General features: G+C 32.0%; 10 protein-coding genes and 1 other RNA gene. 9 read left to right on the top strand and 2 right to left on the bottom strand.

Annotated elements, in window-relative coordinates; all coding sequences use genetic code 11:
• Window positions 1–15 precede the first annotated feature (15 nt).
• The 6 genes from LPC16_RS01725 to LPC16_RS01700 all read left to right on the top strand — a co-directional run bounded on the left by LPC16_RS01725 (window position 16) and on the right by LPC16_RS01700 (window position 6357).
• Window positions 16–855: a carbohydrate ABC transporter permease gene (locus LPC16_RS01725; protein ID WP_229637510.1), complete on the top strand. Its 840-nt coding sequence runs from the start codon at window positions 16–18 to the stop codon at window positions 853–855.
• Between the two features lie 44 nt (window positions 856–899).
• Window positions 900–1421: a photosystem I assembly protein Ycf3 gene (locus tag LPC16_RS01720; RefSeq protein WP_040054411.1), complete on the top strand. Its 522-nt coding sequence runs from the start codon at window positions 900–902 to the stop codon at window positions 1419–1421.
• Window positions 1422–1472: 51 nt separating this feature from the next.
• Complete coding sequence (gene gatC / locus LPC16_RS01715; protein ID WP_229637509.1) at window positions 1473–1766, top strand: Asp-tRNA(Asn)/Glu-tRNA(Gln) amidotransferase subunit GatC; 294 nt, start codon at window positions 1473–1475, stop codon at window positions 1764–1766.
• Window positions 1767–1803: 37 nt separating this feature from the next.
• Window positions 1804–1900: signal recognition particle sRNA small type (gene ffs, locus LPC16_RS01710), an RNA gene on the top strand.
• A gap of 1124 nt (window positions 1901–3024) precedes the next feature.
• Window positions 3025–4989, top strand: coding sequence for a ribonuclease E (locus LPC16_RS01705; protein WP_229637508.1), 1965 nt, complete (start codon window positions 3025–3027; stop codon window positions 4987–4989).
• 192 nt (window positions 4990–5181) lie between these two features.
• Window positions 5182–6357 carry an ABC transporter ATP-binding protein gene (locus LPC16_RS01700; protein ID WP_229637507.1) on the top strand — a complete coding sequence of 392 codons (1176 nt, stop codon included), beginning with the start codon at window positions 5182–5184 and terminating at the stop codon, window positions 6355–6357.
• Window positions 6358–6493: 136 nt separating this feature from the next.
• On the opposite strand, the gene accB is transcribed toward LPC16_RS01700, so the two are convergent.
• On the bottom strand, window positions 6494–6961 hold the full coding sequence (gene accB / locus LPC16_RS01695) for an acetyl-CoA carboxylase biotin carboxyl carrier protein (RefSeq protein ID WP_040054415.1): 468 nt from the start codon (window positions 6959–6961) through the stop codon (window positions 6494–6496).
• An 88-nt stretch (window positions 6962–7049) separates the two neighbouring features.
• Entirely contained in the window at window positions 7050–7610 is a 561-nt protein-coding gene (efp, locus tag LPC16_RS01690; RefSeq protein ID WP_040054416.1) for an elongation factor P, read from the bottom strand.
• 659 nt (window positions 7611–8269) lie between these two features.
• On the opposite strand from efp, the gene LPC16_RS01685 reads away from it, so the two are divergent.
• The 3 genes from LPC16_RS01685 to LPC16_RS01675 all read left to right on the top strand — a co-directional run bounded on the left by LPC16_RS01685 (window position 8270) and on the right by LPC16_RS01675 (window position 12195).
• Window positions 8270–9283, top strand: a complete 1014-nt coding sequence (locus tag LPC16_RS01685; protein ID WP_229637506.1) for an aspartate-semialdehyde dehydrogenase — start codon at window positions 8270–8272, stop codon at window positions 9281–9283.
• An 83-nt stretch (window positions 9284–9366) separates the two neighbouring features.
• On the top strand, window positions 9367–10266 hold the full coding sequence (gene dapA / locus LPC16_RS01680; RefSeq protein ID WP_040054418.1) for a 4-hydroxy-tetrahydrodipicolinate synthase: 900 nt from the start codon (window positions 9367–9369) through the stop codon (window positions 10264–10266).
• Between the two features lie 159 nt (window positions 10267–10425).
• Window positions 10426–12195, top strand: coding sequence for a ribonuclease J (locus LPC16_RS01675; RefSeq protein WP_040054419.1), 1770 nt, complete (start codon window positions 10426–10428; stop codon window positions 12193–12195).
• The last annotated feature ends 1032 nt before the right edge of the window (window positions 12196–13227 follow it).

The raw sequence follows: 13227 nt of genomic DNA, 5'->3' as shown, positions 1-13227 counted from the left end.
CTAAACTGACAAGAAATGAAAAATAGAAAGCTTGAATTAATTTCTGGAAATATTTTCACGTATTTATTGCTAATAATAATTGCAATCTTAACTCTTTTCCCTTTAATATGGCTTTTCGGGACTGCTTTTAAACCTTCAACAGATGATATATCAACTACTTTAACGTCTTGGTTGCCTAGCCAACCAACTTGGCAAAATTTTATAATTGTTTGGCAAAATTATCCTTTTGGAAAATATTTATATAATAGTTTTTTGATAGCTTTTTTAACTGTATGTTTAAATCTTATTCTATGTTCTCTTGCCGCATATCCCTTAGCTAGAATCAATTTTTTAGGGAAGAATACGATATGGGCTTTCATAATTTCCACCATTATGATCCCATCACAAATTATTATGATACCTCTATTTATCTTAGCAGTAAATTTAAAGCTTCGTAATACTTACTTAGGAGCTATTCTGCCTAATTTAGTGTCAACTTTTGGCATTTTCTTTTTAAGGCAAGCATTTAAAGAAGTTCCTAAAGAGCTAGAAGAGGCAGCTAAAATAGATGGCTGTTCTGAATTTGATATATGGTGGCATATTATGATTCCTGCTGTTCGTCCAGCCTTAGTTACATTAGCATTCTTTATTTTTATTGGATCATGGAGTGACTTTTTATGGCCCCTAATTGTTTTAGATAACCTTGATTATTACACTTTACCATTAGGAATTGCTAAACTAGCTAATTCTTTAGATCTAGATTGGCGTCTTATCTCTGCTGGATCAATTATTTCTATAATTCCAGTCATTCTTTTGTTTATATTAGTGCAACAATATATTATTCCTACTGAGTCAGGAAGTGGAGTTAAAGGCTAAAACTTTGATAAAATATGACCATATAATTTTACACCTTAGGAATTATGCCCAGAACTCAGCGCAATGACAATTTCATCGATAAAAGTTTTACTGTAATGGCAGATATTATATTTAAGATTTTACCTGCCAATAAAAAGGCAAAGGAAGCTTTTGCCTATTATAGAGATGGTATGTCAGCTCAAGCAGATGGAGAGTATGCTGAGGCTCTAGACAACTATAATGAAGCACTAAAGCTAGAGGAAAATGATAATGATCGTAGTTACATTCTTTATAATATTGGTATTATTTATGCTAGTAACGGAGAACATGCAAAAGCTTTAGATTATTATAAGCAAGCTATTAACTTAAACCCTCAAATGCCATCAGCCTTAAATAATATTGCAGTAATTTATCATTACCAAGGTGAAAGATCTAAAACTGAAGGTAATGAAAGTAATGCCGAAAATCTTTTTGATAAAGCTGCTGAATACTGGAAACAAGCAATACGAATTGCTCCGAATAATTATATAGAAGCCCAAAATTGGTTAAAAATTACAGGACGCTCTGAAATAGACGTTTTTTTCTAAAAATGATAGATTTTTCACTATTAACCTAAACAGGAATATTAAAACTAACTTATGTTAAGTCATCAACAAGTCCGTAAAATTGCTCATTTAGCTCGCTTAGATATTGATCTTAAAGAAGAAGAAAAGTTTGCTAGTCAATTAGGAGATGTTATAAAACACTTTCGAATATTAGATGAGTTAGAGACTGAGGAAATAATTCCAACCATACGTGTTATTGAGTTGAAAAATATTACTCGTAATGATACATCACAACTTTGTACAAACAGAGATCTTTTGATGGAAGAAGCTCCAAGTAGGGAAGGAGAATTTTTTAAGGTCCCAAAAATTCTTAATAATAATGAATAATCGTTAAAAAATAATTTTTTGTGTTATGCTAGTATTTGGCTTGGACCTACGCGATTACAACGCCCAAATCTTGTCAGGACTGGAAAGTAGCAGCAATAAGGGATGCTTGTGGTAGGCGTAGACTCCGAGTCTTTTGCTCAAAATTTTTTTTAGATGTAGTTTCAGATATATCTACTAGTGTTAACTTCAGTATAGAATATTAAGACTTTTTTGAATAAATTCTTATTCTATGAATACATAATAGAAAACTAATACGAGATTGATAGGAAGCAATATTTTTTTATACATGTAACTTAGAGATAAAATAATTCTAGGCAATTAATACTAAATAGTGAAAAATGACAAAATTATTAAAACATCTCAATTAGTTTTTTATAAAAATATCAAGAATAAATCAATTTTCTTTTACTGGAATTATTATTATTAATTAATAATTGATACATATAATTTTCTGATAATGTGATGTTTTTATAAAAAATACTAATTTAAAGATTGCAATAAGATTAACACTATAAAAAATAATAGCTAACAATGTTTTTCATAAATTAGCTAGTAGAAAATACTTTATGGATATAAGCTAATCATACTTATTTAACAGATATAATTAATGATTTTATGTTTTACATTATGGATATAATCTACTATTTATATTATTAATAAATATAAATAGTAGAGGCTTCATTAAACCAATTATATTTTATCCCAAAAAATATTTCTGTTGTCAAAAGTATACTTTTTGAGTTATATTTTTACAATGATAGTATTAAACTATATCAAGTATTAAAAATAGATAGATGTGCAGCTGTCTTGAAAGATTTCAAAGTAGATACCCTAAGAATATGAACTTATCAATTAACTTGTTTAACTGACAATTGGATAAAATCCTAAGCCTTTATCTAACTCTTTTATCTAAATTATTAACTTTATTGGAAAGTGTCTTGATATAACTTGAACTAGCATAAGTAAATACCAACTAAGTGCAGGACTATTCTACAAAATTCTCAGAAATATTAAATAAGTTTTTTCATATTGGGGTTGGATAGACAAAACTTTCAATTTATGTAAGTTCCTCTCCATGTTTAATTAAGTTAGTACCGTAACTTCTGGTATTAAAATAAAAATGAGTTCAATTAGTTTCTCCTTTCTAATGCCCTACTGTCATGATATTGAATCTTGACTAGCTCTTCGATAAATTTTTAGACAAGTAAACCAGAAATTTTAACTACCATCATCTCTTATAAAAGTTTGAGGGAATTGAATGCCTAAGCAAATTATTATTACAGAACAACACCATATTGCTGCCGTATTTTGGGAAGATCAAATACAAGAACTAGTAGTTGCTACCGGTAATCAGCAGGTAAGCGATATTTTTTTAGGAGTGGTTGAAAATATCATTCCAGGCATTGATGCTGCATTTGTTAATATTGGAGATGCAGAACGCAATGGTTTTATACATGTAACAGATCTAGGACCTTTACGTCTAAAACGAAGTGCTGGAGGAATTATAGAGTTATTAACACCACAACAAAAAGTTCTAGTTCAGGTTATGAAAGAACCTACTGGCAATAAAGGCCCTAGACTCACTGGGAATGTAAGTCTTCCTGGTCGATATTTAGTTCTTATGCCTAATGGAAAAGGTGTTAATCTGTCTCGACGTATTTGCAATGATGATGAACGCAGCCGTCTTCGTGCTTTAGCTATTTTGATTAAACCTGCTGGCATGGGCTTATTAGTTCGTACTGAAGCAGAGGGAAAGGCTGAAGAAGCAATTATGGAAGACTTAGAGTTTTTGCAGAGACAATGGGAATCTGTTCAAGTTCAAGCTACATCTACTCGTGCTCCATCGTTACTAAATCGTGATGATGATTTTATCCAAAGAGTATTAAGAGACATCTATAGCGCTGATGTTAATAGGATTGTAGTAGATAGTACTTCAGGCGTAAAAAGGGTTAAACATCATTTAATGAATTGGAGTAGTGGAAGACCGCCTGAAGGAGTTCTAATTGATCACCATCAAGAATCTCTACAAATTTTAGATTATTTTCGTGTCAATGCAGCAATTAGAGAAGCATTAAAGCCTAGAGTAGATTTACCTTCAGGTGGTTATATTATTATTGAACCGACAGAAGCGCTTACAGTTGTTGATGTTAATTCAGGATCTTTTACTCGTTCAGCAACTTCAAGAGAAACGGTCTTATGGACTAATAGCGAAGCTGCTACTGAAATTGCTCGTCAGTTACGCTTACGTAACATTGGAGGAGTAATCATTGTAGATTTTATAGATATGGATTCACGTCGTGATCAGTTAAAATTACTTGAGCATTTTAATAATGCACTAAAAGAAGATAAAGCGAGGCCACAAATCGCTCAACTATCTGAGCTAGGGCTAGTTGAATTAACACGTAAACGACAAGGTAAAAATATATATGAGCTATTTGGACAACCTTGTTCTAGTTGTGGGGGTTTAGGACACTTAGCGTCCTTACCAGGAGAGCCACAACTTGTGCCACTTGAACTAGCCTCATCTTCCGCGTCTCAATCATTTTTTAATAAACCTACTGAATCTAATGAGCAATCTTTGGAATCTTCATATGAAGATGATAATAGTAGTGAGTTAGAACTTTTGTTTCATCCTAGCTATCAAGAACAAAATGGTAATACTACGAATAATCGTCGTCGTCGTCGTCGTCAATCTCCTAATTTAGTTGTTAAGGAAGATCCTGTTGCGAAAATAGTTAATAATTTAAGCAACAAAGAAGTAGAAGATGATAATGAACCAATACTAGAATCGCGCAGGGAACCCTTACCTCGTCATTTAGTAAGAGAGGAAAATACTATAGAAAAGGTTTCTGTAGAAATGACTTCTCTTGAACAAGATATTTATGCACTAATGGGTATTTCTCCACTAGTTCGTCTTGATCGTAAATTTAAAGATCCTAAATCTGTATTGGTTACAGTAAAATTGCCCGAAGAAAATAAAATAAAATCAAGTTTAAAATCACAAAAAACTACTTTTAAATCTTTAGACAAAAGCACAAAACTATCGGAAAAAGTTTCAGAGGATCAGATAACCATTGATTTATCACAAGCAAACAACCTTCTGATGATGGAATCACTTAATGATGATGATATTGATACATTGCAAGCCGATGGAAATAAACCTCTAATTCGTCGTCGTCGTCGTCGTTCATCTGCAAAAGATATAGAAAATATTGATTATTAAAAGTTCGTATTTTGAAATTTTTTCTTTCTCTAAATAGTTAAGAGATATTTAAAATAATTAGAATTCAAACTGTTCTCATATAATACTTTTAAGTTATTGTAGCTTTTTCTAAAACTATTTAACCAAATTATTAAATTTAATTAAAATAAGTAAAGATATAACTTTTTCAAATTAGAATTATGTGAAAAAATAATGGCGAAGCTAAGATTAAAAAACTTAAAAAAAGAATATGAAATTAATAAAGGCAAAATCCTCATAGTCGTTAATGGAATAACGGATATAGAGGTGAGAGATGGAGAATTTTTAACATTATTAGGGCCTTCTGGTTGTGGAAAGTCAACTCTTCTAAGATTAATTGCAGGATTAGAAACGCCAACACAAGGAGAAATATTTATTGGAGAAAAAAATGTAACCAATATCTCAGCTGGTGATCGTAATATAGCGATGGTATTTCAGAGTTACGCTCTTTATCCTCATATGACAGCAAGAGAAAATATTGCTACTGCTTTAAAAATTCGTAAACTTTCCGAAAAAGAAATTGAACAGCGCATTCAAAAAGCAGCAAAGCAATTAAAATTACAAGAAGGTAAAGATTGTCTACTAGAAAAACCAGGCAAACTTTCGGGAGGACAAAGGCAAAGAATAGCATTAGCTCGTGCACTAGTTAGAAATCCAGATATTTTTTTACTTGATGAACCTTTAAGTAATTTAGATGCACTTTTGAGAGAACAGGTAAGAGCTGAGCTTAAACAAATATTTATAGAGCAGAATAAACCAGTTGTATATGTTACCCATGATCAGACTGAGGCTATGACTTTGTCTGATAAAGTTGCAGTATTATTTGGTGGTGAAGTACAGCAATTAGCTTCCCCTAGGCAAATTTATCGGCGTCCAGCTAATCAATTTGTAGCAGGCTTTGTTGGAAGTCCCCAAATGAATTTATTAGAGTTATGTTGTCAGGGAAATAATGCAATATTAGGTGACTTTGTGATTCCTTTAAGTTATCTTGATTCTCAATATATATGGGAAATAAATGGGAAAAGTAAATGGCCTAAGTACGTTGTGTTAGGTATTCGTCCCGAAGATATTTATCAATCTAATTCATTAAGTAAATGTCTCACAATTAGTGGAGAAATTAAATTAGTTGAAGAATTAGGAAAAGAAAGTTTAATTAGCGTTCAAATTAAAGGATCAAAATTAATAATTAGAGCACTAATTAAAAATCAAGGACAATTAAATATAGGTAATAATATTTACTTAAATTTCTATGATCATAATATTCATTGGTTTTATTGGGATGGAATAAAACATCAATTTGATGGGAAATTTCTACTTCCTCACCATAGACGTTATAGACTTAATGAATAAGAGGTTTAAGATCTTAAACCTCTTATTCATTAAGTCTATAACGTCTATGGTGAGGAAGTAGAAATTAACTCTAAAGACTTTGTCTTATTTTTAAATCTAGATAAATAATTAAACTGGACTACAGTATATATTTCATTTACTTAGGATTTACCCATATTAAGGTTTGCCCATATTCTACAGGTTCACCATTTTTTACCATAATTTCCATAATTTCTCCTGCCATTTCTACCTCAATTTCATTCATCAGTTTCATTGCTTCAATTATACAAACTGTTTGAGTTTTGCTAACATGATCTCCAACCTCAACAAATGGAGGTTCTTCTGGAGCTGAAGCACTATAAAATATACCAACCATAGGAGAGGTGATTGGTATCCAGTTATCATAATTGGATGAAGTTGTCGGAGTTGTTTGAACAGAATCTGTTGAAGTTATAGAAGTATTTGTATTAATTACTTCTGATGATATTGGTATAGTAGAAGTTACTGTTTTTAATTCTCTACGTACTTTTAATTCAAAAGCCTCTGTTTTTAAGATGACCTCAGAAATATCGGTTTGGGCTATTGCCCCTAACAGTTCACGAAGCTCTTTAAAATTAATTGACACAGACTATCCATCCTATAACTACTCGTAAAAATACGTTTAAATAGGTATTAAAACTGATTATCTAACGAATAGACAACCAGTTTTAATTTTAAGTTTCTCGTCCTAGGTAGGAACCATCACGAGTATCGACTTTAATCTTCTCTCCAATAGAGATAAATAAGGGAACCATTATTTGTGCTCCAGTCTCTACAATTGCAGGTTTCGTACCACCTGTGGCAGTATCTCCTTTCATACCGGGGTCAGTCTCTGTAACTTCCAAAACAACAGAAGTAGGTAGTTGAACTTCTAATACTTTTTCATTCCAGAAAAGAATATCAGCTTCCATTTCTTCTTTAACGTAGTTTACAGTTGTCCCCATTTGTTTGAGACTTAACTGGACTTCTTCAAAAGTTTCCATATCCATAAAAACATATTGTCCTGAGTCTTTATAGGTATGCTGCATGGTACGTTTTTCGAGATTAGCTTGGGGAACACTTTCTCCTGCACGGAAGGTTTTTTCCACCACATTTCCCGTTTGAGCATTTTTTAGTTTGGTTCGAACGAAAGCTGAGCCTTTACCAGGCTTAACATGTAGAAACTCAATGACGCGCCACACTGAACCATCTAACTCAATAGTGACACCGCTCCGAAAATCATTACTAGAAATCATGAAAGGTTTTTAGAGCTTAGAAAGTTAAGGTTAATTTTAAATGAAATGGGAAATAATTAATATATAGTATATATTCAGCAATAAGATACCACATACACTTATTTGTTATGATTTCCCATCACTCTCATAGTTTATACTACCTTTCGTAATTTTAGTAAAAAATATTATTATATATAATGACTGAATAGAATAAATAAATCATATCAAGCTTTAATACAAAAAAAATTAGTAAATATGCTAGAAATTCGTTTTCTTCTCTAAATTTTTGTAAACATCATTTTTAATAAACTAAAGATATAACTATCAGTAAGATTTCTTTATGGGAAAAAGTACTATTAGCCAAGTTTTTTATTGAAATTAATATAACTTGAATAAAAACTACTCTAAGAATTACATATATGTATATTTCAAATATATATATAATTAAATTAGTATTCGCAACATAAGATATGCAAATTTTTTATATCTTTTAAACTTATCCCATTCAGTTAATTAAGATAAACTTTATTAATTAGTAAAACTAGTTAAATGACTACTTTATTTGACATTATTTATTCGTGAAAAAAATTGAGTGGATATTAATTATTGATAAGAAAAAGTTCTCAAATTGTTACATGATGATATTATCATGGGTTTGATAACGTAGAGAGGAATATCAATTGTCCAAGCCAGTCAATATTGCCATACTAGGGGCGACAGGAGCCGTTGGCACTGAGTTGTTAAAACTTTTAGAAAGTCGAAATTTTCCTTTAAATAGCCTTAAGCTTTTAGCTTCTCCTCGTTCTGCAGGAAGTAAATTAACCTTTAAGGGTGAGACATTGGAAGTAAAAGAAGTTAAGGCAAATTCTTTTAGCAATATTGATTTAGTATTGGCCTCCGCTGGAAGCTCTGTGTCTAAAGTCTGGGCAAAAACCATTACAAACGCAGGAGCTGTGATGATAGACAACTCTAGTGCTTTTCGATTAGACCCTGACGTTCCTTTAATAATACCAGAAATTAATCCTAAATCTTTAATCGGTCATAATAAGATTATTGCCAATCCTAACTGTACAACTATTCTTATGGCTATGGTTATCTATCCACTGCATAAAATTAAACCTATTAAAAGAATAGTTGTATCTACTTACCAGTCCGTTAGTGGAGCTGGAACACAGGCAATGGAAGAAATGAAACAACAATTTAAAAATATTTTTAATGATAAGAAGCCTGAAGCAAAAATTCTACCTTATCCACTAGCTTTCAATCTTTTTCTTCATGACTCTAAGATGACTGATACAGGATATTGCGAAGAAGAGATGAAGATGGTCAATGAAACCCGTAAAATTTTTAATGAACCAGATTTAAAAGTGACGGCAACCTGTGTTAGAGTCCCTGTATTACGAGCCCATTCTGAATCTATTAACCTAGAGTTTGATGAGCCATTCCCCATAAACAAAGCAAGAGAAGCTATTCTCCAAACTTCAGGAATTCAGTTATGTGAAAATTGGCAAAAAAATCATTTTCCTATGCCAGTTGATGCCTCCAATCATGATGATGTATTAGTTGGAAGAATTCGTCAAGATATTTCCCACCCTTGTGGTTTAGAATTATGGATTTGTGGTGATCAAATTCTTAAAGGGGCGGCATTAAATGCAGTTCAGATAGCTGAACTATTAATTAATAAAAATTATTGACTTGACAATATTAATGTTAAATGATTAAGTAAAATATTCACTCAATATATTTTTAAAAAGAATCATAACTTACAACAAAACGAATGAGTGATCTAAGTTTTGGCAAAGTAATTACCGCTATGGTAACTCCATTTGATAAAGAAGGAAATGTTAACTATCCTGTTGTGGAACAATTAGCTACTTACCTAGTTGACAATGGCAGTGATAGTCTAGTCGTCTGTGGTACTACTGGAGAGTCCCCGACCTTAAGCTGGCCAGAGAAGTCTAAATTATTTCAAGTAGTTAAAAAGACTGTGGGGAATAGAGCAAAGGTTATTGCTGGAACAGGTGCAAATTCCACGGTCCATGCTATTGAGATGACTCAAGAAATTTCTAAAATGGGATTGGATGGATCCTTACAAGTGGTTCCTTACTACAATAAACCTCCACAAGAAGGATTGTATCAACATTTTAAAAAGATTGCTCAGTCTGTCAATGATCTTCCCATCATCTTATACAATGTACCTGGGCGTACTGGTCAAAACTTATTATCAGAAACTATTGCTAAACTAGCAGAAATTGAAAATATTATTGGTATTAAAGAAGCTTCTAGTAATTTAGAGCAGGTCTATGCAATACGTTCAATGACCGATCCTTCTTTTCTCATTTATGCAGGAGATGATTGTTCAACTCTGCCTTTTCTTACAGTTGGGGGTATAGGTGTTATTAGTGTTGCTAGTCATTTAGTTGGATTGGAAATTCAGAAAATGATACAAGCATTTAATAAAAACGAAGAAACTCGAGCAAGTGAAATAAATTTAAAACTTTTTCCATTATTTAAAGTTTTATTTTGTACAACTAATCCGATTCCAATTAAAGCGGCATTAAATTTGCAGGGATGGTTGGTGGGAGGGGTTAGACTTCCTCTAGTAGGTATATCAAAAGCATTAAATGAAGAAATTAGACTAGTTCTAGAAGAGTTAATGTTAGTTAAAAGTAAATAATTAATAACAATATTAGTTTAGGATAAGCAAATGATTAATTCCTAATAAACATTTTTGAAAATACAAATTAGATATTATTAAATAATAGTTTTTATTTAAATTTTGAGTTTTTATAGTATTGATTTTATCAACATATATTTTAGATAATCAAGGAGAAAAATGAACCAAATCAATAAAGAGTCTACATTAAAAATTATTCCTTTAGGAGGTCTTCATGAAATTGGTAAGAATACCTGTGTCTTAGAATACGAAGACGAAATTATTTTAATCGATGCAGGTATTGCTTTTCCAACTGATGAGATGCATGGGGTAAATATTGTTCTTCCTGACATGACCTATCTCAGAGACAATCGTCACAAAATTAAAGGTATGATAGCCACCCATGGCCATGAAGATCATATAGGTGGAATTGCTTATCATTTAAAGCAATTTGATATCCCTATTATTTATGGCCCAAAACTCGCTATCGCATTATTAAGGGATAAGTTAGACGAAGCAGGAGTAAGTGGTCGCACTACTTTAAAGACAGTTGAACCAAGAGAAATGACAAGGATTAGTTCATCTTTTTTAGTAGAATTTATTCGTAATACTCATTCAATAGCTGATAGTTTTACTCTAGCTATTCATACTCCTTTAGGCGTTATTATCCATACTGGAGATTTTAAGGTTGATTACACTCCTATTGATGGTGAATATTTTGATTTTCAGAAACTTGCTGAGCATGGAGAGAAAGGAGTACTTTGTTTATTAAGCGACTCTACTAACGCTGAACTCCCTGGTAGTACTGCTTCAGAAAGATCTGTTTATCCAAACTTAGATCGCATAATATCTCAAGCTGAAGGACGCTTGATGATAACTACTTTTGCTTCCTCAGTTCATCGAGTTAATATAATTTTACAACTTGCTCAAAAGCATAAACGTAAAGTAGTTGTTGTAGGACGCTCTATGTTGAATGTTATTGCTCATGCAAGAACACTAGGTTATATAACATGTCCAGAAGATTTATTTGTTTCACTTAAAGGAGCACGTAATATACCGGACAAACAAGTTCTTATTTTAACAACTGGTTCACAAGGTGAACCACTAGCTGCTTTAACGCGTATTTCTCGAGGAGATCATCGTCATATAAAGGTACGTCAAGGAGATACTATAGTTTTCTCAGCTAATCCGATACCAGGAAATACTATTGCTGTTGTTAATACCATTGATCGTTTAATGATGCAGGGAGCGAACGTCATCTATGGTCGCCACCATGGTATACATGTTTCTGGTCATGGTTCTCAAGAAGATCATAAACTAATGTTAGCTTTAACTCGCCCTAAGTTTTTTGTCCCAGTCCACGGGGAACACCGAATGTTAGTAAAACATGCGCAAACTGCTTATGAAATGGGGATTAGCTCTGAAAATATTATTATAGTCAAAAATGGGGATGTAATAGAGTTATCTAGTAATAATATTAGTCTTGCTGGGAAAGTTCCTTCTGGTATTGAATTGGTTGATCAAGCAGGTGTAGTACATGAAAATGTACTACAAGATCGTCAACAACTTGCTAAAGACGGAGTAATAACGGTAGCAGCATCTATTAACCAAGATAGAGAATTAACGGAACTTCCGCAGGTCGATCTTCGTGGTGTAGTAACTAAAGTAGAAAAGCCTGTATTGCGACAAGTTATCATACGAGCAATTGAAAATATTGTAAAAAATCGTTGGGAGGAGTTTGTTTCAGATGAAGATAAAAATACAATTAATTGGTCTTGGTTAAAAGAAGAAGTTGAAAATACCTTACAGAGACTTATAAAAAGAGAATTACGAAGCGAACCACTAGTAATATTTATTTTACAAATTCCAGATGTATCTTCTTCTTCAAAGTCTAAGACTAATCAAAAAGTTTATCGTCGACGCCGATCAACAGCTTCTGTAGCATCTTAGCTTGAGACATTGGCTTTTAGTTATAGCCAGCAAGTGCTATAGCTAACGTCTTAACAATTTAAGCACAATATTACTTAAATAAAAAGCTTACAAGTCTTATGAGAAATATAGTTATAAATTAACTATATTTCTCATAAGACTTGTAAAAAGTAGTGGGGGCGGAGAGACTTGAACTCTCACGACCTTGCGGTCAACGGATTTTCATTCTTTACATAGCTTTCACTATCGTCTAATTAGACTTTAAGAATCGGACTCTCTCTTTACCCTTTATCATTTCTGCGTAGGGTAGTTCCCGTCGAGTCTCTGCACCTTCTTAACCTTCTATAAGGCCAAGCTTGGCTCAGGATTACCTTGTCTAATCTATGTAAAAGATTTAGGATTCCCTGAATTTGAGAACTTACACTTGTTAAATCTCTCTAACAAGGCTCAATTATTTAAGTCCGTAGCGTCTACCATTCCGCCACGCCCCCATACGTCGACAAAAAACTTGGTACTGTTTAATGCTTACGCATGAACTTTAACTATAACATAGAATTTATCATTTTGGTATAAAAATCATATTTAATAAAATACTATTTAATAGATTAACTTATTTATTGAATATGATTTTATTAAATATAAATAATATATTTACGCTATTTATGGCTAAAATCTTCTTCGATTTATTAAATATTTTTATTTCTTAAGGAATGTATTTTCTTTCTTTTACATCACGTTTTATAGTAGGAACAATCTTCTTAATCATTAGAATATTAATAAACACAATCATTAAGTTTTAATATATCGCAGTAAGTTAAGATAATCCCTTGATAAGGGACTCTGGAATAATGAAGTAAATAAGTAATTGAGGGTATAAGAAAGTGATAGTTTATTATCTCTAGTGTTCTGTTTTACCTTTAATTTACAAAACTACCGCTTATCGTCAATCAATTATATTAAGTTGCTCAATTTAATACCAGAACCTATTACAGCTCATCGAATAATTTTCAGCAAACCAATAAAGGTATTCATATTATAAAGTAATTGTCTTTA

The sequence above is a fragment of the cyanobacterium endosymbiont of Braarudosphaera bigelowii genome (genome assembly GCF_020885515.1).
GTDB lineage: Bacteria > Cyanobacteriota > Cyanobacteriia > Cyanobacteriales > Microcystaceae > Atelocyanobacterium > Atelocyanobacterium thalassa_A.
Note: the sequence above shows the minus strand (reverse complement) of the source record. Positions and strands in the feature narration are given on the sequence as shown.

Coding starts and splice junctions, on each gene's coding strand:
- LPC16_RS01725 (WP_229637510.1), top strand. CDS start 16: ATGAAAAATAGAAAGCTTGAATTAATTTCTGGAAATATTTTCACGTAT.
- LPC16_RS01720 (WP_040054411.1), top strand. CDS start 900: ATGCCCAGAACTCAGCGCAATGACAATTTCATCGATAAAAGTTTTACT.
- gatC (WP_229637509.1), top strand. CDS start 1,473: ATGTTAAGTCATCAACAAGTCCGTAAAATTGCTCATTTAGCTCGCTTA.
- LPC16_RS01705 (WP_229637508.1), top strand. CDS start 3,025: ATGCCTAAGCAAATTATTATTACAGAACAACACCATATTGCTGCCGTA.
- LPC16_RS01700 (WP_229637507.1), top strand. CDS start 5,182: ATGGCGAAGCTAAGATTAAAAAACTTAAAAAAAGAATATGAAATTAAT.
- efp (WP_040054416.1), bottom strand. CDS start 7,610: ATGATTTCTAGTAATGATTTTCGGAGCGGTGTCACTATTGAGTTAGAT.
- dapA (WP_040054418.1), top strand. CDS start 9,367: ATGAGTGATCTAAGTTTTGGCAAAGTAATTACCGCTATGGTAACTCCA.
- LPC16_RS01675 (WP_040054419.1), top strand. CDS start 10,426: ATGAACCAAATCAATAAAGAGTCTACATTAAAAATTATTCCTTTAGGA.